A 24,518-nucleotide genomic window follows, 5' to 3' on the forward strand; every position below is an offset into this window, starting at 1 on the left:
CGGCGCGCCCTGCCCTGGCCGGGGCAGGGCGCGCCGGGTCAGGCGTCGCCGCCGAGCCCGAGGACGCGGACGGCGTTGTCCTTGAGGATGAGCGCCCGCGCGTCCTGGCCGATGTCGAGCCTCGCGAAGTCCGACAGCCACCGGTCCGGGGTGATCACGGGGAAGTCGGAGCCGAAGAGCACCTTGTCCCTGAGCCGTCCGGCGGCTGCCTTGACGAGCTGGGGCGGGAAGTACTTCGGCGACCAGCCCGACAGGTCGATGTACACGTTGGCCTTGTGCGTCGCGATGGAGATCGCGGCGTCCTGCCACGGCACCGACGGGTGCGCGAGGATCACGGTGAGGCCGGGGAAGTCGGCGGCGACGTCGTCGATCAGCATCGGGTCGGAGTAGCGCAGCTTGATGCCGCGCCCGCCGGGCAGTCCCGCGCCGATCCCGGTCTGCCCGGTGTGGAACAGGACGGGCACGCCCAGTTCCTCCAATGCCGCGTACAGCGGGTAGTGCGCGGGGTCGTTGGGCGCGAACCCCTGGAGGCTCGGGTGCAGCTTGAACCCGCGCACCCCGTGTCCGGCGACGAGGCGACGCGCCCTGGCGACGGCGGCCGCGCCCGTCAGCGGGTCGACCGACCCGAACGGGATGAGGACATCCGGGTGGGCGGCGGCGAGGTCGGCGATCTCCTCGCTGGACAGCGCGGGATGGCCGAGCGCGGTGCCCGCGTCCACGGTGAACACCACGGCGGCCATCCGGCGTTCCCGGTAGTGGGCGGCGATGTCCGCGACGGTCGGGGTCCGGTTCTGCCCCGCCCTGAAGTAGGCGGCGGACGCGTCGAGGAGTTCGGCGTCGAGCGAGAGGTGGCCGTGCGCGTCCTGTTCGACGTGCACGTGGACGTCGATCGCGGTGAGGTCTGCGATGTTCACAGGGTTCCTCCGAGGGTCGTGGTCGCCGCCTTGGCGGCGACGAGGAGTTGGAGCAGCCGGTCCCGGTCGGCGACGACGTCGGCCGGGTCGGTCCCGGCGAACTCCTCGGCCACTCCGGCGACGACCGCCTCGACGAGGTCGGGGGTGAGGCGGGGCGCGCCGAGGTCGGCCCACCACTCCTCCATGGGCGGCCCGAGGTGTTCCAGCACGTGGGCGATGCCGCCCGAGCCGCCCGAAAGGTGCTGGTTGGCGAACGGGCCGAGCAGCGCCCACCGCAGTCCGGGCCCGTGCGCGATCACCGCGTCGAGGTCGGCGACGCTGGCCGCGCCGGACGCGACGAGCGCGTACGCCTCGCGCCACAGCGCCGCCTGGAGCCGGTTCGCCAGGTGCCCCGGCAGCTCGCGGCGCACTCGCACGGGCCGCCGTCCGAGCGCGGTGTAGAACGCGATCGCGGCCCGCACGGCGTCCTCGCCCGTCCGCGCGCCCGGCACGACCTCGACCAGCGGCACGAGGTGCGGCGGGTTGAACGGATGCCCGACGAGCACCCGTTCCGGGTGCCGCCCGCACGCCCGCTGGATCCGCGACGGCGTGAGGCCCGACGAGCTGGACGCCAGCACCGTCCCGGCGGGCGCGGCCGCGTCGAGCACCGCGAACAGCGCGTCCTTGACGGCCTCCCGCTCCGGCCCGTTCTCCTGCACGAACTCCGCCCCGGCGACGGCCTCGGCCGGATCGCCGGTGAACGCCAGCCGCCCCAACGCCTCGCCCAGCGACCCGTCCGCCCCGCGCACCCGTTCGTCCCGCGCCTCGGTGCCGGACGCCGTGGCGCCGACGAGGCCGGGCCAGTGGGCGGTGACGGCGGCGCGGAGGGCGGCTTCGGCGTCGGGGGAGGGGTCGGTGGCGGTGACGTGGTGGCCGTGCGCGAGGAACAGGGCGGTCCAGCTCGCGCCGATGACGCCGGTGCCGACGACGGCGACCCTCATGACCGGCTCCAGGCGGCGAAGAAGTCCAGGGAGCCGGGGTCGGCGAGGACGTCGCGGCTGGCGACGTCGGCGGGCCTGGCGCCCAGCAGGATGCGTTTCACGGGCACTTCGAGTTTTTTGCCGGTCCGGTTGCGCGGGATCGCGGGCACCCTTTCGACGCGGTCCGGCACATGCCGGGGCGAGAGCTGCGTGCGCAGTGCCGTCTTGAGGCGGGCGCGCAGGTCGTCGTCCAGTTCGCCGCCGGTCGTCTGGACGAACAGGAGCAGTTCGCCGGGCCCGCCCTCGGCGTCCTCCAGGTGCACGACGAGGCTGTCGGCGATCTCGGGGAACTCCTCGGCGACGCCGTAGAAGTCGGCGGTGCCGAGCCGGACGCCGCCCCGGTTGAGGGTCGCGTCGGAGCGTCCGGCGACGACGCAGTGGCCCTCGGGCGCGAACCGCACCCAGTCGCCGTGCCGCCACACGCCGGGGAAGTCCGTGAAGTACGCGGCGCGGTAGACCGAGCCGTCGGCGTCGCCCCAGAACCCGACGGGCATCGACGGCATCGGCTCGGTGATCACCAGCTCGCCCAGCTCCCCGATGACGGGCCTGCCGTCGGCGTCGAACGCCTGGGCCGCGACGCCGAGACAGGGCCCGGAGATCTCGCCCGTCCACACCGGCTGCCAGGGGCTGCCCTGGAGCATGCCGGTGCACACGTCGGTGCCGCCGGAGCCGACGTTGAGGAGCACCCGGTCGCCGAACTGCTCGTGCGCCCAGGTGTAGCCCTCGGCGGCCAGGGCGCTGCCCGCCGCGCCGAGCTGCCGCAGCCGGGGTAGCGCGAACTCCGCGCCGGGCCGCACGCCCTCCTTGCGGCAGGCCATGAGGTAGCCGGGGCTGGTCCCCATGAGGGTCGCGCCCGTCTCCTCGGCCAGCCGCCACTGTTCCCGCAGGTCGGGGTAGGCGGGGTCGCCGTCGATCATCACCAGGGACGCCCGGACGAGCAGCGCCGACACCAGCGTGTTCCACAGCATCCACGCGGTGGTGGAGAACCAGAGCATCCGGTCGCCGGGCCCGAGGTCCCAGCTGAACGTGTGGTTCTTCAGGTGTTCCAGGAGGAGGCCGCCGTGGCCGTGCACGATCGCCTTCGGCCGTCCGGTGGTGCCGGAGGTGAACAGCACGACGAGGGGGTGGTCGAACGGCACCGGCTCGAAACCCTCCTCCGGCGGGCCGGACAGCAGGTCGTCCCAGGTGGGCGCGTCCGCGACGGTGAAATCGCCGTAGGTGACGCCGATCGTCGCCGTAAGGGTGGGCAGGCCCGCGCGGATCTCGGCGACCTCGGCGGCCCGGTCCACGGTCCGCGCGCCGTAGCGGTAGCCGCCGATCGCGAGCAGCACCTTGGGTTCGAGCTGCCCGAACCTGTCGATGACGCTGCGCGCGCCGAACTCGGGCGCGCAGGAGGCGAAGACGGCGCCGAGGCTGGCCGTGGCGAGGTAGGCGACGAGCGTCTCGGGGATGTTCGGCAGGTAGGCGACGACCCGGTCGCCGCGCCCGACGCCGAGCCGCCGCAGCCCGGCGCGCGCCCGCGCGACCCGCTCACGCAGCTCCGCGTAGGTGAGGGAGGAGCCGGGCCGGGTCTGCGACCGCGCGACGACGGCGGTGCGCGGCGCGTCCTCGGGACGGCCGAGCGCGTGCTCGGCGTAGTTCAGGGTCGCGCCGGGGAACCACTGCGCGCCCGGCATCGCGCGCCGCCCGAGCACCGCGCTCGGCGGGGTGTGCGCGCGGACGTCGAAGTACTCCCAGACCGACGACCAGAACCCGTCGAGGTCGGTGACGGACCAGCGGTGCAGGGCCGGGTAGTCGGCGAACGCCAGGCCGCGGGTGTCCTCCAGCCAGCGCAGGTAGCGGCCGATGCCGCTGTTCTCCCAGGCGCCGGGGGTGCTGAGGGGCGCGTTCACCGGCCCACCTTTCCGGCCCGGCCTTCCAGGAAGGCGTGCAGCCGTGCTTTGGCCTCGTCGCTTCCGGCGGCGATGGCCGACATCAGGGATTCCATGAGATACCCCTGGTCGGGGGCGGCCGCGGCGATGCGCGGCAGGGCGCGCAGCACGGCGAAGTTCGACAGCGGCGCGTTCCTGGCGATCCGCTCGGCGAGTTCCAAGGCTCTCGCGAGCCCCGCGCCCTCGTCCACGAGGTAGTGGGACAGGCCCGCCGCCTGGCCTTCGGCGGCGTCGTAGACGCGTCCGGTGAGCATGAGGTCGGCCATCCGGTGCGCGCCGATGAGCCGGGGCACCCGGACCGAGCCGCCGCCCCCGACGAACAGGCCGCGCTGCCCCTCCGGCAGCGCGTAGAACGCCGACGGCTCGGCGACCCGCAGGTGCGCGGAGGCCGCGAGTTCCAGGCCGCCGCCGATGACCGCGCCGCGCAGCACGGCCACGACGGGCACCGAGCCGTCCTCGATCCTGGCGAACGCGCGGTGCCACATCTGGGAGTGCGCGACGGCCTCCCAGGTGGAGCGCTCGGTCATCTCGGTGAGGTCCAGGCCCGCGCAGAAGTGGTCGCCCTCGGCGTCCAGGACGACCGCCCGGACGCCCTCGGGGGGCGCGGTGAAGAAGCTCTCCAGCGCGCCGATCGTGGCGTCGTCAAGCGCGTTCCGCTTGGCCGGGCGGGTCAGCCGCAGCACGGCGACCCGCCCCTTCAGCTCGACGGACGTCGTGGGCATCAAGCCTCCAAAATCAACAGGAATCCTGATAACAGGGTTCCTGATGATGGCAGGTGTGCAACGCTGTTGTAAATACCGGGACCGCTATCCTGTTCGACAGGTTTCCTGAGGGAATGACGGAGGTGGGCCGTGCCCGAACCGCTGCTGCTCTACGCGGTCAAACAGGTCGAACTCGCCACCCGTGCGCGCCTGGACGAGCTGCTGCGCCCGTCCGGGATCACCACCCTCCAGTACACGGCGCTGTCCGTGCTGGAGCGCAGGGACGGCCTGTCCGCCGCGGAGCTGGCCCGGAACTCGTTCGTCACGCCGCAGTCGATGGCCGACATCGTCGGCGCGGTCGAGCGGCGCGGCCTGATCTCCCGCACCGTGGACCCGGCCAACCGCCGCCGCCACCTCCTGCGCCTCACCGACGCGGGCCGCGCCCTCCTCGCCGAGTACGCCGCCCCCGTCACCGCCCTGGAGGAGCGGATGTTGAAGGGCTTCACCGACGCCGAGCGCGCCGCCTTCCGCGACCACCTCAACCGGGCCCGCACCGCCCTGGAGCGATGACCCCTGGGTCATCTTTTTCGCCGCGACCCATTGACACCCCAACCTGAATCGGATTCGCTTTCCGGCATGGGTTCTGACGGCAGGGACTTCGACATCGTCATCCGCGGCGCGCGCTGGTTCGACGGGACGGGCGGCCCGTCGGCCGTCCGCACCCTGGGCCTGCGCGACGGCAGGCTCGCCGCCGTCACCACCGGGGACCTCGACGGCGCCCGGGTGATCGACGCGACGGGCAAGTGGGTCGTGCCGGGCTTCATCGACATCCACACCCACTACGACGCGGAGGTCCTGGCCGCGCCCGGCCTCGGCGAGTCCGTCCGGCACGGGGTGACGACCGTCGTGTTCGGCTCGTGCTCGCTCAGCACCGTGCACGTCGACCCGCTGGACGCCGCCGACCTGTTCAGCCGGGTCGAGGCCGTCCCGCGCGAGCACGTCATCGCGAGCCTGGAGCGCACGAGGACGTGGACGACGGCCGCCGAGTACGTCGAGGCCCTGGAACGGCTCCCGCTCGGCCCGAACGTGACGGCGTTCCTCGGCCAGTCCGACCTGCGCGCCGCCGTCATGGGCCTCGGCCGCGCCACCGACGCCCGGGTCCGGCCGACCGAGGCGGAGATCCGCCGGATGGAGCTGCTGCTGGTGGACGCGCTCAAGGCGGGCCTCCTCGGCCTGTCGGAGATGCGCAACCCCTGGGACAAGCTCGACGGCGACCGCTACCGCTCCCGCACACTGCCGTCCACGTTCGCGACCCGCGCCGAACGCCGCAGGCTCCAGACGATCGTGCGGAGCGCGGGCCGGGTCCTCCAGTCCATCCCGAACCTCACCTACCCCGTCGCGCTGATCCCCGCGCTCGCCGCGTCCCTCGGGCGCGGCGGCCGCAAACCGCTCAAGACCAGCTACCTGACGGCCGCCGACGTCAAGGCCAACCCGCTGCTCATGCACGTCATGGGGCCGCTCGCCCGGATCGTGAACCGGCTCGGCGGCGACTTCCGCTGGCAGCACCTGCCCGTCCCGTTCCAGGTGCACGCCGACGGCATCGACCTCGTCATCTTCGAGGAGTTCGGCGCGGGCGCCGCCGCCCTGCACCTCAAGGACGAGGTCGAACGCAACGCGCTGCTCCGCGACGAGGCGTACCGGCGCCGGTTCCGCCGCGACTACGAGCGCAGGTGGTCGCCGCGCGTCTGGCACCGCGACTTCTACGACGCCCGCATCGTGGACTGCCCCGACGCGTCCGTCATCGGGAAGACGTTCGGCCACGTCGGCGACGAGCGCGGCGTGCACCCCGTCGACGCGTTCCTCGACCTCGTCGTCGAGCACGGCCCGAAGGTCCGCTGGGAGACGACGATCTCCAACCACCGCCCGGCCGCGCTCAACAAGCTCAGCGCGCTGCCGGAGGTCCAGATGGGCTTCTCCGACGCGGGCGCGCACCTGCGCAACATGGCGTTCTACAACTTCGGCCTCCGCCTCCTGCGCCGCGCCCACCACGAGGGCTTCATGACGGTCGAACGCGCCGTGCACCGCCTCACCGGCGAACTCGGCGCCTGGTACACCATCGACGCGGGCTTCCTCCGCGAAGGCGACCGGGCCGACCTCGTCATCATCGACCCCGACCACCTGGACGCCTCCCTGGACGACGTGCACGAGGCGCCGGCCGCCGCCTTCGACGGCCTCGTCCGCATGGTCAACCGCAACGACGCGACGGTCGTCGCGACCTTCGTCGGCGGCACCCAGCTCTACGGCCTCGGCTCCTTCACCCCCGACTTCGAGACCCGCCGCACCGGCCGCTTCCTGCGCGCCCGCGCCGCGAGCTGACTTCGGGCGCCGGTCAGCGGACGGGGCCGTGGAGGGTGTCGGTGGCCCAGGTGGTGACGCGGGACGCCAGCGGAGAGGCGCCGTCGAGGAGGTGGCGGGAGAAGGCGGTGCGCTCATGGGCGAGGACGGCGGCCTCCCAGACGCACGGGGCGAGGCCGGTGCGGGCAGGGCGGAGCAGGTCGGGGCGGCCGGGCGGGCCGGTGAAGATCGCCAGATCGGACATGAACGCCTCGATCCAGGTGTGCACGAGCACGTAGTCGCCGTCGCCGCCCGCGTGCGCGATGAGCACCGCCAGGCCCAGGGAGCCGCGCGGCCCCGCCGACAGGTGCCGGTCGGCGAGGCGCAGCGCGGACTCCAGGTCGCCGTCGGCGACGGCACGGCCCGGCGCCTCGATCCCGTACACCTTCACCAGGTGGCCGCCCGCCTCGCGGGTGCCCCGGGCCAGCACGGTGCGGTCGTGGTGCGCGCCGGACAGCGCGGCGAGGGCGTCCTCGTCCAGCGCCGACGGTAGCTCTCGGTGCTCGATCATGTACCCATCATGCATGATCGTCCGGCCTGTGCCCAGCCGGGTCCTTTTGGACCGGTGCCGTTCCTCCGGGACGTCAGGCGGGCACCGCCTCGCGCAGCGCGGCGAGCGCGGGCGCGAACATCGTCGCCTTGATCGCCTCCAGGGTGCCGCGGTCCTTGCCCGCCAGGGCCCCGACGCGTTCGGCGGCGGTCCTGACGAGCGCGTCGAGCGGCACGGCGGCGTCCACCAGGCCCGCCTCGGCGGCCTCGGGCGCGGCGAACCGGTGGCCGGTCGTCATCGCGGCGACGGCGGCGGCGGGCGTGAGCTTGCCCTGGATGAGCGCGGCCATGCCGGGTGTGAACGGGATGAGGATGTCCACCTCGGGGAAGCAGTAGTAGCCGCGGTCCGCCCGCATGAACCGGAAGTCGTGCGCCGTCGCCAGCATCGCCCCGGCCCCGAACGCGTGCCCGTTGACGGCGGCCGCCGTCGGCACCGGAAGCGTCAGGAACCGGGCGAGAAGCTCCTGGACCCGCGCCACGTAGGAGACGAGTTCGTCCGGATGCGCGCCGAGCCATTCCAGATCGAGCCCGTTCGAGAAGAACTTGCCCCGCGCCGTCGTGACGAGCGCCGCCGCCCCGTCATGCCCGACCACGGCGTCGAGCAGCCCGTGCACCCGGTCCATCCAGTCGGGCGAGAACCGGTTCTCACCCCCGCCGAGGTCGAGCGTGAACACCGACCCCTCACGGTGCAGTGTCGGAAGTTCAGGGGAGAGCGACATGGTTATTCCTCCTGGTGCGTTCCTGCCGAGCTCTTCGCTCCGGTTGTGCCTGTCGAGTCTTTTGTGCCGGATTCCCGCGCGGCGTGTCCGGGCGGCGGAAGCGCGAGCACCGCGCGCACGGCGACTTCCAGCCGCCGCCGCGTGTCCCCGCTGATCGGAGACCCCCCGCCCGCGCCGGGCCCGCCCGCCTCGGGCTCGCCCGCGCCCGGCGGCTCGGTGCCGCGCTCGTCGGGGCCGGGGCCGGGGCCGGGGCCGGGCGCCGGGTGGTCGGGGCGGGGGCTGGCGAGGGGGCGGCGGAACGCGGCGGTGGGGAGGTCGACGACGCACAGGGTGACGACGCCGACGCCCGCGGCGTCGGCGCGCCCCCACAGGGCGCGGGCGAGCGCCTTGAGGAGGGCGAGCAGCCGGGCGTCCAGCGTGGCGAGGTCGGCGCGGACGGCTTCGGCGGCGTCGGGGCCGAGGAGTTTCTCGCGGTCCACCGTCATGAGCATGCGGGCCGCGGCGGGCCGTCGCTCCGCGAACCGGGCGGGCGCGTCGGCCGCCGCGACGACGGCCTCGACGGGCGTGTCCGCCCCGGCCACGGCGGCCTCCAGCACGTCGAGGAATCCGCTGGCGGCGCGCACCCAGACCCGTCCGAGCAGCCCCGGCAGCGACCCGAACGCGTGGTAGATCGCCCCGTTCGACACCCCGGTCTCGGCGGCGACCCCCCGCACCGTCACCGCGCCGGGCCCGCCCTCGGCGACCCGCCGCTCCACGGCGTCCACCACCATCTCAAGATCATGAACCCTCGGTCGCGCCACGCGGCCACCATAACAGAGCAAACGCTCCATAACTACCGCCCCAGCCCCGGACACGTCCACGGTCCGGCCTGACGATCGAGCTCGCCGTCAAAGGCGGGGCGGCGGCAGGAAGCCGCGCGGAGGCGGGCACGCCGAAGGCCCCGCCGGTCCTGGGGGACGGGCGGGGCGGGGCCCGTGGTCCGGGTGGCGCGGCCGGGGTGGCACTCCCCGAGCCGCCCGTCTCGACGCGACGAGCGGCTCGGGGACCCGGGGCGCCGGGGCCGGAAACGGGCCTGGAGGGGCGGCTAGGGGATCGGGGTCCAGTGGGAGTCGGCGGCGGCGCTGGCTTCGACGGCGGCCAGGACGCGCTGGACCTGGAGGCCGTCGGTGAAGCTCGGGGCGGGTGGGGTCCGGGTGGCGACGGCCTCCAGGAAGTCGCGGATCTCGTGGGTGAAGGTGTGTTCGTAGCCGAGGCCGTGGCCGGGCGGCCACCAGGCGCCCGCGTACGGGTGGCCCGCCTCGGTCGCGATGACGCGGCGGAAGCCCGCCTCCTCGGGCGGGAGCGTGTGGTCGTGGAACCACAGGTCGTTCAGGGACTCGAAGTCGAAGGAGAGGCTGCCGAGCGAGCCGTTCACCTCCAGGCGCAGCGCGTTCTTGCGGCCGGACGCGAACCGGGTCGCCTCGAACGTGGCGAGGGCACCGCCCGTCATCCGGGCGAGGAACACCGCGGCGTCGTCGACCGTGACCGGCCCCCGCCCGCCCCCGCCGGGCAGGGGACGTTCCCGCACGAACGTCTCGGTGAGCGCGGAAACCCCGGTGACCGCCTCACCCGTGACGAACTGCGCCATGTCGATGATGTGCGCACCGATGTCGCCGAGTGCCCCCGATCCGGCGCGTTCCCGGTCGAGCCGCCACACCAGCGGATGTTCCGGGTCGACGATCCAGTCCTGGAGGTACTGGGCGCGGACGTGCCGGATCGCGCCGAGCCGTCCGGCGGCGACGAGGTCGCGGGCGAGCGCCACGGCGGGCACCCGCCGGTAGTTGAACCCGACCATGCTGAGCACGCCGCGCGCGGCGGCCTTCTCCGCCGCCGCGGCCATCTCCTCGGCTTCGGCGACGGTGTTGGCGAGCGGTTTCTCGCACAGCACGTGCTTGCCCGCGGCGAGCGCGGCGAGCGCGATCTCGGCGTGCGCGTCGCCGGGCGCGCAGATGTCGACGATGTGGACGTCGTCGCGCGCGACGAGGTCCCGCCAGTCGGTGACGGCGTGCGTCCAGCCGAGGCCGGCCGCGGCGTCCGCGACGCTGGGCGACCGGCCGGCGAGGACCGTCATCGAAGCCCGCACCGGCAGGTCGAAGAACGCCCCGACGCTGCGCCACGCCTGCGAGTGCACGCGGCCCATGAAGGCGTATCCGACCAAGCCGACCCCGAGCGTGGGCCTGATGTCAGTCACAGGGTTCTCCGTTCTCAGGGTGGTCAGGACTCGAAGCCGAGCGGCAGGTACTCGTCGACGTTGTCTCTGGTGATGGTCTCCGAGGCGAGCGTGAGCGACTGCGGCACCTGGTGTTCGACGAGGTCGGTCATGCCCTTGCCCTGCGCGATGAGCCGGGCGAGCCTGACGGCGGACGACGCCATGGTCGGGCTGTAGGTGACGGTCGCTTCCAGCACGCCGCTTCCGGACTGGATCTCCCGCATGGCGTTGGCCGATCCGGCGCCGCCGACCATGAAGAACTCGCCGCGTCCGGACTCCTTGATCGCGGCGAGCACGCCGACGCCCTGGTCGTCGTCGTGGTTCCAGATCGCGTCGATCTTCTTGTGCGCCTGGAGCAGGTTCCCGGTGACCTCGTTGCCGGACTGCACGGTGAACTGGGCGGCCTGCCGGGCGGTCACGGCGAAGCCGTAGGTCTTGAGCGCGTCGGCGAAGCCCTTGCTGCGGTCCTGGGTGAGCGGGAGCGTCGCGATGCCCTGGATTTCCAGGATGACGGGGTTCGCGACGCCCTTGTCCTTGAGTTTCGCGCCGACGTAGTGCCCGGCGGCGACGCCCATGCCGTAGTTGTCGCCGCCGATCCACGTCCGATACGACAGCTTGTCGGGGAAGATCCGGTCGAGGTTGACGACGGGGATGCCCGCGTCGCTGGCCTTGCGCGCGATCTGGTTGAGCTGCTGGCCGTCGTTCGGCAGCAGCACGAGCGCGTTCACCTTCGCGGCGATGAGCGACTCGACGGCGGCGATCTGCGTGTTGATGTCGTCGGTCGGCTCGACCGCCTTGAACTCCACGTCGGAGTACTGGCCGGCGGTCGCCTCGGCGTTCTTGGCGATGGCGGCGATCCAGCCGTGGTCGGCGGCGGGCGCGGAGAAGCCGATGACGACCTTCTGGCCCGGCGCGTCGTTGGCGCCGGTGGAGGCGGGGGCGGGGGCCTGGCTCGCGGACGACTCGGGGTCGTTGCCGGTGCACGCGGTGGCGAGCGCCGCGGTGCCGACGACAGCGCCGCCGAGGAGGAAGCGGCGGCGTCCGACGTTGGGGGACATGGCTCTCCTTGATTCTGTGGGGGTGGGGGGTGGAGACGTGCGGGGGTGCTAGGTCGTGCCGGGGAGGCCGCGCCGCTGGAGCAGCACGGCGACGACGATGATGAGGCCCTTGGCGACGAGCTGGTCGCTGGTGTTCAGCCCGTTGAGGATGAACAGGTTCGTGATGACGGTGAAGATGAGCAGGCCGAGGATCGAGCCGATGATGGTGCCGCGCCCGCCGGTGAGCAGCGTGCCGCCGATGATGACGGCGGCGATCGCGTCGAGTTCGTACAGGTTGCCGTGGGTGGAGGAGCCCGTCGTCGTCCGTGCCATGATGAGGAGCGCGGCGACGCCGCAGCAGAACCCGGACAGCGCGTACAGGTACAGGGTGTGGCGGCGCACGTCGATGCCCGCGAGCCGGGCCGCCTCGGGGTTCCCGCCGACGGCGTAGGTGCGGCGGCCGAACGTGGTCCGGTTGAGCAGCACCCACCCGGCCGCGACGACGGCGGCGAAGACGTAGACGAGGATCGGCAGCCCCAGCCACCGGGTCGTGGACAGCGCGACGATCGCGTCGTTCTCGGGCTTGACGAGCTGTGTCCTGCGGTCGGAGAGCCGCTGCGCGAGCCCGGACGCCGCGACCATCATCGCGAGCGTCGCGATGAACGGCACCATCCGCCCGTACGCGACGAGCAGCCCGCTGACGGCACCGGCGCCCGTCCCGACGAGGACCGCGCACACCGCCATGACGACCGGCCCGTACGACTGGGTCGCCAGCGTCGTCGCCCACACCGAGGCGAGCGCCATGACCGCGCCGACCGACAGGTCGATGCCGCCGCCGATGATGACGAACGTCATCCCGACGGTGATGACGCCGATCGTCGAGGCGAGCGCGAGGACGCTCACGGCGTTGGACGAGGTCGCGAAGTTGTCCGGCTGGGTGAGCAGCCCGACCAGCGCGAGCAGCGCGAGCGCGGCGATGAGGCCGAGGTGGCGGCGGCCGGCGAGCGCGCCCGCCGACCGGGTCAGCGCGGCGGGCGCCTTGACCGCCGCGAGCGTGGGCGTGCCTTTCACAGCGCGCTCCCCTCCATGATCATGTCGAGTACCCGGTGTTCGTCGAGGTCGGCGGCCGCCGCCTCGTGCACGGTGCGTCCCTCGCGGACGACGAGGACGCGGTCGGCGAGGCCGAGCACCTCGGGCAGTTCGCTGGAGACGAGCAGCACCCCGATGCCCGCGTCGGAGAGGCGGCGGATCACCGCGTACAGGTCGGCGCGGGCGCCCACGTCGACGCCCCGGGTGGGCTCGTCCAGCAGGAGGAGGCGGCGCGGGTGCACCAGCCAGCGGGCCAGCACCGCCTTCTGCTGGTTGCCGCCGGAAAGCGTCCGGACGGGACGGGCGGGGTCGTCCGGGCGGATGCCGAGGCCGTCGATCTGGGCGCGGGCGTCGGCGAGCTCCCGTTCGCGGTCCACCCAGCCGAGCCGGGAGTAGCGGCGCAGCCCGCCGAGCGTGATGTTGCGGGTGACGCTCTCGTCCAGAAGCAGCGCCTGCTGCTTGCGCTCCTCGGGGGCCAGGCCCAGGCCGAGCGCGACGGCGCCGCCGATCCCGCGCACCGGTCTCCCGTCGAGCAGCACCCTCCCCGAGGCGGGACGCGCCCCGTAGACGGCCTCCAGGATCTCCGACCTGCCCGACCTGACGAGCCCGGCCAGGCCGACGATCTCCCCGGCCCGCACCGCGAACGACACGTCGGTGACCACGCCCGGCACGGTCAGGCCCTCGACGCGCAGCACCTCGGGCCGGTCGTCGTGGAACCCCGGCGCGGGTCGCGGCGGGAACACCTGGTCCACGTCGCGTCCCGTCATCAGCGCGACGATCTCGCGGGTCGGCGTCGTCGCGGCGGGCAGCCCGGACGCGACGGTCCTGCCGTCCTTGAGGACGGTGACGCGGTCGCCGATCTCGCGGATCTCCTCAAGCCGGTGCGAGATGTAGACGACGGCGACGCCCTGCCCGGTCAGCTCGCGGATGATCCGGAACAGGTTGGCCACCTCGTCGTGCGCGAGCGCGGCGGACGGCTCGTCCATGACGATGAGCCGCGCGTCGTGCGACAGGGCCCGCGCCATGCTCACCACCTGCTTGCCCGCGGGGGGCAGCGTGCCGACCTCGGCGGCCGGGCTGATCTCGCCGTGCCCGAGCCGTGCCAGCAGCCGGACGGCGGCCCTGCCGGTCTCGCCGGTGCTGACGAACCCGAGCCGTGCTTTCTCGTGGCCGAGGAAGATGTTGTCGGCGACGCTCAACCCGTCCACCAGGTCGAGCTCCTGGTAGAGGGTGGCGACGCCGAGCCGGAGCGCGGCGACGGGGCTGGCCAGGCGCACCTTCGCGCCGCGCAGCCGGATCTCGCCCTCGTCGGGCTGGTGCGCGCCCGCGAGCGTCTTGATGAGCGTCGACTTGCCCGCGCCGTTCTGGCCGAGCAGGCAGTGCACCTCGCCCGGCCTGACCTCCAGGTCGACGCCGTCGAGCGCCCGGACCCCCGGGAACTGCTTCACAATGCCGGCCATTACGAGGATCGGACTGCTTATATCCTCCATGTTTGGCGACGATAGGACCGACTTATGATTTCTGTCAACGAAAGTCCGAGGGTGGCCGCGATAAGATGGCGGCCATGTCACACGAACCCCAGACCGCGGCGGGCGCGGGCGCCCTCCTCGCGATCCTGCGGGACGGCAGGGCCCGCACCCGCGCCGAACTCGCCCAGCTCACCGGGCTCGCCCGCTCCACGGTGTCGCAGCGGCTCGACGCGCTGGTCCAGGGCCGCTGGGTGGTGCCGACCGACGACGCGATCTCCTCGGGCGGCCGACCCGCCGCCGCGTTCGTGTTCAACGAGAGCGTCCGGGTCGTGCTCGCCGCCGACCTCGGCGCCACCCACGCCCGGCTCGCCGTCCTCGACCTCGGCATGACGGTGCTCGCCGAACAGGCCGTCGAACTGCCCGTCGACCGAGGCCCCGAAGCCACCCTCGACGACGCCGTCGCCGTGTTCGGCCTGATGCTCGACGGGCTCGGCCGCGGCCTCCCCGACGTGTGCGGCGTCGGCGTCGGCCTGCCGGGCCCCGTCGACCACGCCACCGGACGGCCCGCCAACCCGCCGATCATGCCCGGCTGGGACGGCTTCCCCGTCCGCGAGTGGATCGGCCACCGCGTCGGCGCGCCGGTCCTCGTCGACAACGACGTCAACATCATGGCGCTCGGCGAGCACCGGACCGTCAGGCCCGACACCGACCACCTCATCCTCATCAAGATCGGCACCGGCATCGGCTGCGGCATCATCTCCGGGCGGCGGCTGCACCGCGGCGCGCAGGGCGCCGCCGGCGACGTCGGACACATCCAGGTCGTCTCCGCCAGCGAGGCCGTCTGCCGCTGCGGCAACATCGGCTGCCTGGAGGCCGTCGCGAGCGGCGCCGCCATGGCGGCCGCGCTGCGCGCCGAAGGGATCGACGCGCGGGGCAGCCGCGACGTCGTGGCGCTGCTGCGCGCGGGCGACACCCGCGCGGCCCGGCTGATCCGTCAGGCGGGACGCGAGGTCGGCGGGGTGATGGCCGCGATCGTCAACTTCTTCAACCCCTCGACCATCGTCATCGGCGGCGACATCGCCGAGGCCGGCGAGCACATCCTCGCGGGCGTCCGGGAGGCCATCTACAGCAGGTCACTGCCGCTGGCGACGCAGCACCTGACGATCCGGGCGAGCCGCCTCGGCGACCGCGCGGGCGTCATCGGGGCCGCCTCGATGGTGCTGGAGCACGTGCTCGCGCCGCAGAGCATCGACCGGTCCGTCGCCGTTGACCCGGCCGCGCCGGTCGGGTCACAATGACCGCGTCCGGACGGGGCGGTGGCACGCCCTGACGTCCGGCGCACCACCCGTGACGTGGTCGACGCACACGTCCTCCGTCCGAGGAGAACCCATGCCGCGTCCCGTCACGCTCTTCACCGGCCAGTGGGCCGACCTGCCGTTCGCGGAGGTGTGCCGCCTCGCCTCCGACTGGGGGTACGACGGGCTGGAGATCGCCTGCTGGGGCGACCACTTCGAGGTGGACCGCGCCCTCGCCGACCCCGGCTACGTCAAGGGCCGCCGCGCGCTGCTCGACCGGTACGGCCTGAACGTCTGGACGATCTCCAACCACCTCGTCGGCCAGGCCGTCTGCGACCACCCGATCGACGAACGGCACAGGGCCATCGTGCCCGACCGCGTCTGGGGCGACGGCGAGGCCGAGGGCGTCCGGCGGCGCGCCGCCCGCGAGATCGCCGACACCGCGCGGGCCGCCGCGCTGCTCGGTGTCGACACCGTCGTCGGGTTCACCGGCTCGTCGATCTGGCACACCGTCGCGCTGTTCCCGCCCGTCCCCGACGGCGTGATCGAGCGGGGCTACGCCGACTTCGCCGAACGCTGGAACCCGATCCTCGACGTGTTCGACGCCGAGGGCGTCCGGTTCGCGCACGAGGTCCACCCGAGCGAGATCGCCTACGACTACTGGACGACGGTCAAGGCCCTGGAGGCGGTGGACCGGCGTCCCGCGTTCGGCCTGAACTGGGATCCGAGCCACTTCGTCTGGCAGGACCTCGACCCCGTCGGGTTCCTCCTGGACTTCGCCGACCGGATCTACCACGTGGACTGCAAGGACACCCGGCGCCGCACCGGCAACGGCCGCAACGGCAGGCTCGGCTCGCACCTGCCGTGGGGCGACCCGCGCCGAGGCTGGGACTTCGTGTCCACCGGCCACGGCGACGTCCCCTGGGAGGACGCGTTCCGCGCCCTCAACGCCATCGGCTACGACGGGCCCCTCTCCATCGAGTGGGAGGACGCCGGAATGGACCGCCTCGTCGGCGCCCCCGACGCCCTCGCCTTCATCCGCTCCCTCACCCGCATCGAACCCCCCGCCGCCTCCTTCGACGCCGCCTTCAGCCGACCCTGACCCCCCTTACGCCGCTCGCCGACAGAACCCCCCTCGTGGACGGGGCGGGGGTTCTGGGCGGTGGCCTTCGGCGGGGCGGGGGCGGCATGATGGGGGCTGAGGAAAGGACGGGCGGGTGGGGAACGCAGTGGGCGGCGCGGCGGCCGAGCAGGGCGTGGGCGGTCCGGCGCCGCGCGCCGTGGTCGCGGAGAACGTGCGGCGGATCAGGCTGGCGCGCGGGATGAGCCTGCGGGAGCTGTCGGAGGCGACGGGCGTCAGCAAGGCGCTGCTGTCGCAGATCGAGCGGGGTGTCGCGAACCCGACGATCGAGGTGCTGTCGCGGGTGGCGGCGGCGCTGGGCGAGAGCTTCCTGGAGCTGGCCAGGCCCCGGATGGCCGGTCCCGAGGTGCTGCGCGCCGACCCGGACGGCGGTGCGGCCGAGCAGTCCGTGCGGATGCTGTTCGGCTCGTGGGAGCGCCGCCGCTTCGAGCTGTCCGAGGGCTGGATCCCGGCCGGGACGCGCAGCGTGAAGAACTCCCACGGCCCCGGCTCCGTCGAGTACGCCTACGTCGTCTCCGGCACGGTCACGGTCGCCGCCGAGGGCTGGACGGTCGACCTGGGCCCCGGCGACGCGCTCCGCTTCGCCGCCGAACACGACCACGTCTACACCACCGGCCCCGACCCGGCCCGTGTCCTCACCCTCCTGTCCTACGACGAACTCTGACCCCCGCCGCCGGGCCGCGCTGTCAGGGGCGGGGGATGGGGACGCTGGCGAGGAGGGCGCGGGTGTAGGGGTCGGTGGGGGAGTCGAGGATCTGGGCGGTGGGGCCGGACTCGCGGCAGTGGCCGGAGGCGAGGACGTAGACGCGGTCGGTGATCTGGCGGACGACGGCGAGGTCGTGCGTGATGAACAGCAGCGCCATGGAGAGGGACGAGCGCAGGTCGGCTAGCAGGTCGAGGATCTGGGCCTGGACGGACACGTCGAGCGCGGACACGGATTCGTCGCAGATGAGCAGCCGGGGCCGTCCGGCGACGGCGCGGGCGATCGCGACGCGCTGGCGTTCGCCGCCCGACATGCCGGCGGGCGGCCGTCCGGCGACGTCGGGCCGCAGCCCGACGAGGTCGAGCAGCGCCGCGACCTCGGCCTTCCCGCCGTCCCGTCCGGCGGCCCGCAGCGCCTCGGCGAGCACGGCGCCGACGGAGCGGACGGGGTTGAGCGAGGAGTACGGGTCCTGGAAGACCATCTGGACGCCGCGCAGCACCCGCGCCCGCTCGCCCTTCGGCAGCGCCCGCAGGTCCCCGTAGGACGTCCCGTCGAACGTGATGGCGCCGCCGTCCGGCCGCTCCAGCCCGACGACGCACCGGGCGAGCGTGGTCTTGCCGGAGCCGGACTCCCCGACGATCCCGACCGCCTCGCCGGGCCCGACCCGCAGGTCGATCCCCGCCAGCGCGGGCCGTTTCGCGCCCCGGAACGTCCTAATCAGCCCGCTGATTTCCAGCAGCGCGGGCCCGGACCCTTCGGCGGGCTCAGGCTCGGGCGCCGTCTCCGGCTCGGCGGGCGCGGTCGCCGCGAGCACGTCCGCCCGCACGCACGCCGACGTCCGCCCCGGCCCGGCGGGACGCGGCTCGGGCGTCCCGTCCCGGCAGGCGTCCCCGGCGAGCGCGCACCGGTCGGCGAACCCGCAGCGGCCGAGAACGGCGTCGTGCGCGGGCACCGTGCCGGGGATCGAGGGGATCACCGTGAGCCGCCGGTCCAGCGGCGGTTCGGCCGCGAGCAGCGCCCGCGTGTACGGGTGCCGGGGCGCGGCGCGCACGGCGGCGGCGGGCCCGGTCTCGGCGGTCCGTCCGGCGTACAGGACGAGCACGTCGTCGCTCATCGAGAACGCGACGCGCAGGTCGTGGGTGATGAGCACGAACGCCATGCCGCGTTCGCGCTGGACCCGTCGGATCAGGTCGAGCACCTCGGCCTGGGTGGTGACGTCCAGCGCGGTCGTGGGTTCGTCGGCGATGAGGATCGTGGGGTCGCCCGCCAGCGCGCACGCGAGCCCGACCCGCTGACGCATCCCGCCGGACAGCTCGTATGGCCGCCGCTCCGCCACGTCGGCGGAAAGCCCGACCTCCGCGAGCCGCCGCGCGATCTCCGCCGGCGTGCGCTTGCCGCGCGCGAGCCCGTCGGCGATCTGTTTCCCGACCTTGCGCAGCGGGTTGAGCAGCGTGAACGGGTCCTGGAGGAGCAGCGACACGGTGCCGCCCCGCAACGCCCGCAACGCCTTGGGGTCCCGTGACACCGGCCGCCCGGCCAGCGTGACGTCACCTTGCGCGACGAGCCCGGCGGGCAGCAGCCCGAGGGTGGCCCGGACGGTCAGCGACTTCCCGGACCCGGACTCCCCGACGATCGCCAGCGACCGCCCGGCCTCGACGGCGAAGGACACGTCCGACAGCAGGGTCCGTCCGTCGGCGGCGCGGCCGACGCGGAGCCCCCGGACGTCGATCAGCGGCTTTGTTTCTCCGATGCTCATCGTGCGAGCCTCCGTCGTTCCGCCCGTTCCTGGAGCCAGTCGCCGACGACGGTGACGGCCGCCGCGGTGATGATGATCGCGAGTCCGGGCGCGACGGCCGCCCACGGGTTGGCGAACAGCTGTCCTTTGTTGTCGGACAGGGTGCGCCCCCAGTCGGGTGAGCCCGCCGCGACGCCGAGGCCGAGGAACGACAGCGACGCCAGGGAGACGAGCGCGTAAGCGAAGTTCAGGAACGCGTTCGCCAGCGCCACCGGAAGGATGTTCGGCCAGACGTGCCGCGTCATGATCCGCCAGGAGGTCAGGTTCTGGAGCCGCGCCGCCTCCACGTAGGCGCGGGACCGCTGTTCCAGCACCGCCCCGCGCACCACCCGCGCGTCGGTCGGCGCGAAGAGGACGATGAGGACGAGGATCGCGAGCCAGTACCCGCCGCCCATGACGCCCGCGACGACGACGGCGACGAGCAGCGCGGGGATCGAGAGCATGAGGTCGGCCCAGCGCATCGCGAGGGCGTCGGCGCGGCCGCCGAGGTATCCGGCGGGGAGTCCGATGAGGTTGCCGGTCAGCATCGACCCGGCGCTGACCGCGAGCGCCCCGAGCACGGCGGTGCTCGCTCCGGCGACGAGCAGGCGGAGCACGTCGCGGCCGAGCTCGTCGGTGCCGAGGGGGTGTCCGGGGCCGGGGAAGGTGATGCCGGTGGTGAGGTCCTGGGCGGTCGCGTCGGGCACGAGCAGGCCGCCGAACAGCGCGGCGGTCCCGGTGGCGGCGAGGACGAGCAGCGCGACGGCCACGGCGGGCCCGGGAAGCCTCATCGGGTGTCCTCCCCGAAGCGGACGCGCGGGTCGGCGACGGTGTAGGCGACGTCCACGAGCAGGTTCACGAGGGAGATCAAGAGGGTCAGCAGGAGCGCGAGGGCCTGCACGACGGGCATGTCCTTGAACGTCACGGAGTCCACGAGGAGGGAGCCGAGGCCGGGCAGCGCGAAGGTCACCTCGATGAGGACGGTCCCGGCGAGGGTGCTGGTGACGATGAGGCCGACCGCGGTGAGGATGGGGATGAGCGCGTTGCGCAGCGCGTATCCGGCGACGCGGAGCGGGGGCAGGCCGCGGGCGCGCGCGAAGACGATGTAGTCCTTGTCGAGTTCGCGGACGAGGGCGGTCCGGGTGAACCGGACGAGGAGCCCGGCCGCGCCGATGGCGAGCGCGAGGGCGGGCAGCGTGAGGTGCAGCAGTCTGCCGCCGAAGCCCTCGCCCGCCCCGTAGACGGGGAACCACGGGAGGTGGACGGCGAACGCCATGAGGAGGACGAGTCCGGCGGCGAAGGGCGGCGCGCTCATCCCGGCGACGGCCGTGACGGAGGCGGCCCGGTCCACGGCCCTGCCCTTGCGGAACGCGCCGACGATGCCGAGGGGCAGCCCCAGGAGGACGGCGAGGAGCGTCCCGTAAGCGGTGAGCTGCAGGGTGAGGGGGAGTCGGGAGCCGATGGCGTCGGTCACGGACATCCCGGTGCGGATCGACGTGCCGAAGTCGCCCTGGAGGACGCCGCCGAGCCACCGGAGGTACCGGGTGACGACGGGTTCGTCGAGGTGGTACCGGGCCCGGATCGCCTCCAGCGCCTCGGGGGAGGCGGGCCGGGTGCCGAGCAGTGTTCTCTCGACCGAGCCGGGCGCGAGGTAGAGCAGGCCGAACACGCCGACGGAGAGGATCGCCAGGACGGCGAGGGTGCCGAGCGCCCGCCGGGCCAGGAAACCCGCGCTCACGCGGTCCGGCCGGGCGGGGCGGGGCGGCGGGGCGCGGGGCGGGCGGCGGCGGTCATGCGGCTCCTCCGGGGCCGGGGAGAACTCCGTGGTCGGTGAGCCAGGCGAGGACGCGGTCGCGGGCGTCGGCGCAGTGCTCCGGCTCGACCAGCTCGTGGCCTTCGCGAGGATATGTCACGAGTTGAGTGGTGGTTCCGGCTCTGGCCAGGGCCCGGTAGAGCCGTTCCGCCTCGCCGAGCGTGGTGATCCGGTCGAGTTCGCCGTGCAGGATCAGGGTCGGCGTCGTCACGGAGGCGGCGGCGGTGAGGGGGGAGCGGGCGGCGAGGAACTCCCGGCCGGACGGCGTCGCCGGGTCGGCGCCCGCGTGGTAGAGCGCGTCGTAGCCGCCGCCGAGGGCGCTGGTCGTGCGGAAGCTCACCCAGTCCGGCACGCCCGACATGACGACGGCGGCGCGGAACCGCCCGGTCCTGGTGATCGCGTGCGCGGTGAGGTAGCCGCCGTAGCTGAGCCCGGCGATCGCCTGCCGGTCGGGGTCGGCCAGACCGTCGAGGATCAGCGTGTCCGCGCCGGTGAGGACGTCGTCGAGGTCGGCGCCGCCGAAGTCGCCGATGACGGCGCGGGCGTGGTCCTGGCCCCGGCCGCCGCTGCCGCGCGGGTTCGGCAGCAGCACCGCCGCCCCGGCCAGCGCCAGCGGCACCGCCATGAGGTTGGACTCGCCGGGCGCGAACGCCCGCGCCCACAGCCACGTCGGCCCGCCGTGCACGAGCACCACGAGCGGGAACGGGCCAGGACCCTCCGGACGGAGGAGGAGCCCTTCGATGACGCGTCCGTCCGGGGCCGTCCAGGCGCGCTCCTCCCGGACGAGCCCGTCGGTGAGGCCGCGCAGGCCGGTGTTGAACGCCGTGCGCGGGGTGAACCGGCCTTTGCTGAGGGAGCCCACGACGACCTCCGGCGGGGCGTCCGGCCCGTCCCAGACCGTCGCGGCGCGGTCGGGGCCGCAGGGCGCGAGGGAGGGCTGGCCGTCCCGGCCGCCGAGCGCGGCGGGCGCCGTCCAGCGGGCGCGGACCGTGCCGTCCGCGCCGACGACGCCGCCCTGGACGCCCGTCCCGGCCCATCCGGCGAACCAGAGGGACCGGTCGTCGAGCCAGCCCAGGTCGGTGACGTCGTCCAGCGCCTCCCCGAGGGCGACCCCGCCGGAGGCGAGGTCCACCCTGAGGATCCTCCCGGAGACGATCGACAGGCCCTCCACGACGACCGCGCCGCGCCCGTCCGGGGAGAGCCGTGGCCGGGCGAGCTGCCACGGTGTCGTCAGCAGCGTCCTCGTGGTGCCGTCCCGCAGGTCGATCGCCACGAGGCTGGGCGCGTAGTAGCCGCTCGGCGAGGGGTCGGCGGACACGACGGCGACGGCGGTGTCCCCGCCCCGCCAGTCCGCCTCCCACACGGTGCGCGTGCCGAGATCGACGGGAGACAGGCCGTCCGCTCCCGCGCGGGCGAGGAACAGGCGGCGGAGCCGGGCGCCCGGGACGTCCACGCGCGGGTCGGCGGCCTCCGGGACCCGGACGCCCAGGTGCATGCCGTCCCGGTCGCTGCCGGGGTCGGCGGCCCGCACCAGCAGCCGCCCGTCCGGCGCGGGCACGACGTCCTCGACGGCCCCGTCCACGGGCCGCGACCAGGCGATCGCGCCGGTTCGCGGGTCGATCTCCTCGATCCGGGCGAGGTCGGCCGTCACCGCGACGAGGCGGCCCGTGCCGGGGATCCAGCGCGGCAGGACGTGGTCGGTGCCGGGCAGCGGCCGCGCCGCGCCGGTGCCCGCCGCGTCCATGACGTGCAGCGCCATCCGCCCCTCGGTCGGCACGGTGAAGGCGATCAGGGCGCCGTCGGCGGTGACGTCCGAGGGGAGGCGGGCCGCGGTCAGGGCGGCGTGCGCGGCGCGGGGGTCGGCGGTCACCTCGGCGCGACCCGCGCGGCCCACGGCGAGATGAAGAAGTACGGGCCGTACCCTTCGGCGGTGACCTTCGGGCCGAACGCGGTCGCGGACTGGCCCCACCACAGCGGCTGGTAGGGCAGGTCGGCGGCGGCGAGGCGCAGCGCCTCGCCGATCAGCTCGGCGCGCTTCCTCTCCTCGGTGGTGCCCTTGGCCTGGTCGAGCAGGCCGGTCACCTTGGCGTCGGCGTAGGAGGCGATGTTGGTGCCGCCCTCGGCCGCGTTCGCGCCGTTGAGGAGCTGCTGGGTGAACTCGGCGGGGTCGCCGGTGGTGGCGAAGTACCAGCCGTAGATGAGTCCCTTCTTGCGCTCGGTCAGCTCCGCGATCCACGCCTCCAGGGTGATCTCCTTGACGGTGAGGTCGATGCCGAGGCCCTTGAGGTTCTCCGCGAGGGTCAGCGCCGCCTTGCCGAGCTGGGAGCCGCTGTTGGGGAAGGTCAGCTCGGCCTTGAACCCGTTCGGCACGGAGGAGGCGGCGAGTTCGGCTTTGGCCTTGGCGAGGTCGAACCCGGCCTGCGGGATCGTCGCGTACAGCGCGTCGACGTCGGCGGCGGGCAGGCCCGCCCACTGCGCGGACGACGGCAGTGTGGTGGCCACTTCGGCGTGGCCGCCCAAGACGCTTCTGACGATGCCCTCGCGGTCGACGGCGTGCGCGACGGCCCTGCGGACGTGGATGTCGTCGAACGGCTTGACGGCGGTGTTGAACGCGAGCGCCACGAGGGACCGGTCCGTCGTCGTCTTGACCTCGACGCCCTTGAGGCCCTGCCATTGGGCGAGCTGCTCCAGCGGCACGTTCAGCGCGATGTCGGCCTCGCCCTGGCGCATCGCCAGGAGCCGGGTGGAGTCCTCGGCGATGAAGTCGAACCGGATCCTGCCGATCGCGGCCTTGCCGCCCCACCAGGCGTCGTTGCGCTCCAGGGTGACGTGTGAATCGGGCGCGAACTCGGTGACCTTGTAGGGGCCGGTGCCCAGGATGAGGGTCTCGGGGGTGCCGATCTTGTCGCCGTGCTCCAGGAACTTCCGCGACGTGACAAGCAGCGTGCCGGGAGAGACCGTCCACGCGAACGAGCTGTCGATGGCGTCGAGCTCGATCGTCACCTCGTGCTCGCCGGTCGCCCTGACGGACTTGACGCCCGCGTAGGCGTAGGCGAAGGCCGAGGTGGAGCCCTTCTTGGTGTTGTACTCCAGGCTCGCCACGATGTCGTCGGCGGTCACGGGGGTGCCGTCGGAGAAGGTGGCGTCCTTGCGCAGCCGGTAGACGAAGGTCCTGGCGTCGTCGCTCTTCCAGGACTCGGCCAGCGCGGGCACGAGTTCGCCGTCCGGGCCGACGCCGACGAGGGCCTCCTGGGTGAGGAGGGCGACGACGTAGTTCATGATCCCGGCCTCCTTGCTCGCGTCGAGCGAGCCGAGCGAGGACGGGAGCGCCACCTTGAGGACGTCCAGTTGCCCGCCCTTGGCCGTCTCCGGGGCCTCGGGCGCGCCGCACGCCGTGAGGAACCCGGGCAGCGTCGCGACACCTCCCGCGAGCGCCACCGCCTGAAGGAACGACCGCCGCGACACCCGACCGGACCCGCTCATCCGCCACCTACCCTCTGTTCACCATGGCGTCCACCAGCGGCGTCTACCATAACTATCCGATTGGGCAGAAAGAGTATTTATCCCCACCGATCCAGTCAAGAACTCCCCGGGCCCCGCGAAGGAGCCCTCCGTCACACGGCACGCGGACGGGCACAGAAGAGGGCGAAGGCGAAGATCGGGAAAGGGTCGGAGAAGAGGGGAAGGAAACCTATACTTCGGGCGGTATGGCGGTCCGAGGG

Annotated in this window: 21 protein-coding genes; 5 read left to right on the top strand and 16 right to left on the bottom strand. The window is 73.7% G+C overall.

Annotated elements, in window-relative coordinates; all coding sequences use genetic code 11:
• Positions 1-38: 38 nt before the first annotated feature.
• The 4 genes from LO762_RS20955 to LO762_RS20970 are packed head-to-tail and all read right to left on the bottom strand — an operon-like array spanning position 39 to position 4,586.
• On the bottom strand, positions 39-914 hold the full coding sequence (locus LO762_RS20955) for an amidohydrolase family protein (protein WP_230617552.1): 876 nt from the start codon (positions 912-914) through the stop codon (positions 39-41).
• Positions 911-1,894, bottom strand: a complete 984-nt coding sequence (locus LO762_RS20960; RefSeq protein WP_230617553.1) for a 3-hydroxyacyl-CoA dehydrogenase NAD-binding domain-containing protein — start codon at positions 1,892-1,894, stop codon at positions 911-913. Before LO762_RS20960 ends, LO762_RS20955 begins: the two co-directional genes overlap by 4 nt.
• Positions 1,891-3,825: an acetoacetate--CoA ligase gene (locus LO762_RS20965; protein WP_230617554.1), complete on the bottom strand. Its 1,935-nt coding sequence runs from the start codon at positions 3,823-3,825 to the stop codon at positions 1,891-1,893. The genes LO762_RS20960 and LO762_RS20965 overlap by 4 nt, the downstream gene beginning before the upstream one ends.
• A complete protein-coding gene (locus LO762_RS20970; protein WP_230617555.1) occupies positions 3,822-4,586 on the bottom strand; it encodes a crotonase/enoyl-CoA hydratase family protein in 765 nt (254 codons plus the stop codon). Before LO762_RS20970 ends, LO762_RS20965 begins: the two co-directional genes overlap by 4 nt.
• A gap of 129 nt (positions 4,587-4,715) precedes the next feature.
• On the opposite strand from LO762_RS20970, the gene LO762_RS20975 reads away from it, so the two are divergent.
• Both LO762_RS20975 and LO762_RS20980 read left to right on the top strand, forming a co-directional pair.
• Positions 4,716-5,135: a MarR family winged helix-turn-helix transcriptional regulator gene (locus tag LO762_RS20975; RefSeq protein ID WP_230617556.1), complete on the top strand. Its 420-nt coding sequence runs from the start codon at positions 4,716-4,718 to the stop codon at positions 5,133-5,135.
• A 66-nt stretch (positions 5,136-5,201) separates the two neighbouring features.
• Entirely contained in the window at positions 5,202-6,941 is a 1,740-nt protein-coding gene (locus LO762_RS20980; RefSeq protein ID WP_230617557.1) for an amidohydrolase family protein, read from the top strand.
• Positions 6,942-6,954: 13 nt separating this feature from the next.
• On the opposite strand, the gene LO762_RS20985 is transcribed toward LO762_RS20980, so the two are convergent.
• The 7 genes from LO762_RS20985 to LO762_RS21015 form a co-directional block, all read right to left on the bottom strand.
• Positions 6,955-7,470 carry a hypothetical protein gene (locus tag LO762_RS20985; RefSeq protein ID WP_230617558.1) on the bottom strand — a complete coding sequence of 172 codons (516 nt, stop codon included), beginning with the start codon at positions 7,468-7,470 and terminating at the stop codon, positions 6,955-6,957.
• Positions 7,471-7,543: 73 nt separating this feature from the next.
• Positions 7,544-8,227, bottom strand: a complete 684-nt coding sequence (locus LO762_RS20990; RefSeq protein ID WP_230617559.1) for an enoyl-CoA hydratase-related protein — start codon at positions 8,225-8,227, stop codon at positions 7,544-7,546.
• 2 nt (positions 8,228-8,229) lie between these two features.
• Positions 8,230-8,997: a TetR/AcrR family transcriptional regulator gene (locus LO762_RS20995; RefSeq protein ID WP_230617560.1), complete on the bottom strand. Its 768-nt coding sequence runs from the start codon at positions 8,995-8,997 to the stop codon at positions 8,230-8,232.
• 314 nt (positions 8,998-9,311) lie between these two features.
• Complete coding sequence (locus LO762_RS21000; protein ID WP_230617561.1) at positions 9,312-10,457, bottom strand: Gfo/Idh/MocA family protein; 1,146 nt, start codon at positions 10,455-10,457, stop codon at positions 9,312-9,314.
• Positions 10,458-10,480: 23 nt separating this feature from the next.
• On the bottom strand, positions 10,481-11,533 hold the full coding sequence (locus LO762_RS21005) for an ABC transporter substrate-binding protein (protein WP_230617562.1): 1,053 nt from the start codon (positions 11,531-11,533) through the stop codon (positions 10,481-10,483).
• Positions 11,534-11,581: 48 nt separating this feature from the next.
• Entirely contained in the window at positions 11,582-12,583 is a 1,002-nt protein-coding gene (locus LO762_RS21010) for an ABC transporter permease (protein ID WP_230617563.1), read from the bottom strand.
• Positions 12,580-14,061 carry a sugar ABC transporter ATP-binding protein gene (locus tag LO762_RS21015; RefSeq protein WP_230617564.1) on the bottom strand — a complete coding sequence of 494 codons (1,482 nt, stop codon included), beginning with the start codon at positions 14,059-14,061 and terminating at the stop codon, positions 12,580-12,582. The genes LO762_RS21010 and LO762_RS21015 overlap by 4 nt, the downstream gene beginning before the upstream one ends.
• A gap of 104 nt (positions 14,062-14,165) precedes the next feature.
• Between LO762_RS21015 and LO762_RS21020 the strand changes: the two genes are divergently transcribed.
• The 3 genes from LO762_RS21020 (at position 14,166) to LO762_RS33595 (ending at position 17,170) form a co-directional block, all read left to right on the top strand.
• A complete protein-coding gene (locus tag LO762_RS21020; RefSeq protein ID WP_230617565.1) occupies positions 14,166-15,368 on the top strand; it encodes an ROK family transcriptional regulator in 1,203 nt (400 codons plus the stop codon).
• A 91-nt stretch (positions 15,369-15,459) separates the two neighbouring features.
• The gene (locus tag LO762_RS21025; RefSeq protein ID WP_230617566.1) at positions 15,460-16,467 is read left to right on the top strand and encodes a sugar phosphate isomerase/epimerase; all 1,008 of its coding nucleotides are present in this window, start codon (positions 15,460-15,462) and stop codon (positions 16,465-16,467) included.
• Between the two features lie 115 nt (positions 16,468-16,582).
• Positions 16,583-17,170, top strand: coding sequence for an XRE family transcriptional regulator (locus tag LO762_RS33595; protein ID WP_230617567.1), 588 nt, complete (start codon positions 16,583-16,585; stop codon positions 17,168-17,170).
• Positions 17,171-17,192: 22 nt separating this feature from the next.
• On the opposite strand, the gene LO762_RS21035 is transcribed toward LO762_RS33595, so the two are convergent.
• Genes LO762_RS21035 through LO762_RS21055 form a run of 5 tightly spaced genes read right to left on the bottom strand, consistent with a single transcriptional unit; the run spans position 17,193 to position 24,279 of the window.
• Positions 17,193-18,965: an ABC transporter ATP-binding protein gene (locus LO762_RS21035; protein WP_230617568.1), complete on the bottom strand. Its 1,773-nt coding sequence runs from the start codon at positions 18,963-18,965 to the stop codon at positions 17,193-17,195.
• Complete coding sequence (locus LO762_RS21040; RefSeq protein ID WP_230617569.1) at positions 18,962-19,774, bottom strand: ABC transporter permease; 813 nt, start codon at positions 19,772-19,774, stop codon at positions 18,962-18,964. The genes LO762_RS21035 and LO762_RS21040 overlap by 4 nt, the downstream gene beginning before the upstream one ends.
• Entirely contained in the window at positions 19,771-20,721 is a 951-nt protein-coding gene (locus tag LO762_RS21045) for an ABC transporter permease (RefSeq protein WP_230617570.1), read from the bottom strand. The genes LO762_RS21040 and LO762_RS21045 overlap by 4 nt, the downstream gene beginning before the upstream one ends.
• Before the next feature lie 52 nt (positions 20,722-20,773).
• Complete coding sequence (locus LO762_RS33600; RefSeq protein ID WP_230617571.1) at positions 20,774-22,690, bottom strand: prolyl oligopeptidase family serine peptidase; 1,917 nt, start codon at positions 22,688-22,690, stop codon at positions 20,774-20,776.
• Positions 22,663-24,279: an ABC transporter substrate-binding protein gene (locus tag LO762_RS21055; RefSeq protein ID WP_230617572.1), complete on the bottom strand. Its 1,617-nt coding sequence runs from the start codon at positions 24,277-24,279 to the stop codon at positions 22,663-22,665. Before LO762_RS21055 ends, LO762_RS33600 begins: the two co-directional genes overlap by 28 nt.
• Between the last annotated feature and the right edge of the window lie 239 nt (positions 24,280-24,518).

The sequence above is a fragment of the Actinocorallia sp. API 0066 genome (assembly GCF_020991275.1).
In the GTDB taxonomy this organism is placed as follows: Bacteria; Actinomycetota; Actinomycetes; order Streptosporangiales; family Streptosporangiaceae; genus Actinocorallia.

Excerpts from the sequence above, each read along its gene's own strand:
- LO762_RS20970 (WP_230617555.1), bottom strand. The coding sequence starts at position 4,586 with ATGCCCACGACGTCCGTCGAGCTGAAGGGGCGGGTCGCCGTGCTGCGG.
- LO762_RS21020 (WP_230617565.1), top strand. The coding sequence starts at position 14,166 with ATGTCACACGAACCCCAGACCGCGGCGGGCGCGGGCGCCCTCCTCGCG.
- LO762_RS20960 (WP_230617553.1), bottom strand. The coding sequence starts at position 1,894 with ATGAGGGTCGCCGTCGTCGGCACCGGCGTCATCGGCGCGAGCTGGACC.
- LO762_RS20995 (WP_230617560.1), bottom strand. The coding sequence starts at position 8,997 with ATGGTGGTGGACGCCGTGGAGCGGCGGGTCGCCGAGGGCGGGCCCGGC.
- LO762_RS20980 (WP_230617557.1), top strand. The coding sequence starts at position 5,202 with ATGGGTTCTGACGGCAGGGACTTCGACATCGTCATCCGCGGCGCGCGC.
- LO762_RS21015 (WP_230617564.1), bottom strand. The coding sequence starts at position 14,061 with ATGGCCGGCATTGTGAAGCAGTTCCCGGGGGTCCGGGCGCTCGACGGC.
- LO762_RS21035 (WP_230617568.1), bottom strand. The coding sequence starts at position 18,965 with ATGAGCATCGGAGAAACAAAGCCGCTGATCGACGTCCGGGGGCTCCGC.
- LO762_RS21025 (WP_230617566.1), top strand. The coding sequence starts at position 15,460 with ATGCCGCGTCCCGTCACGCTCTTCACCGGCCAGTGGGCCGACCTGCCG.
- LO762_RS21040 (WP_230617569.1), bottom strand. The coding sequence starts at position 19,774 with ATGAGGCTTCCCGGGCCCGCCGTGGCCGTCGCGCTGCTCGTCCTCGCC.
- LO762_RS21005 (WP_230617562.1), bottom strand. The coding sequence starts at position 11,533 with ATGTCCCCCAACGTCGGACGCCGCCGCTTCCTCCTCGGCGGCGCTGTC.
- LO762_RS20985 (WP_230617558.1), bottom strand. The coding sequence starts at position 7,470 with ATGATCGAGCACCGAGAGCTACCGTCGGCGCTGGACGAGGACGCCCTC.
- LO762_RS20990 (WP_230617559.1), bottom strand. The coding sequence starts at position 8,227 with ATGTCGCTCTCCCCTGAACTTCCGACACTGCACCGTGAGGGGTCGGTG.
- LO762_RS21055 (WP_230617572.1), bottom strand. The coding sequence starts at position 24,279 with ATGAGCGGGTCCGGTCGGGTGTCGCGGCGGTCGTTCCTTCAGGCGGTG.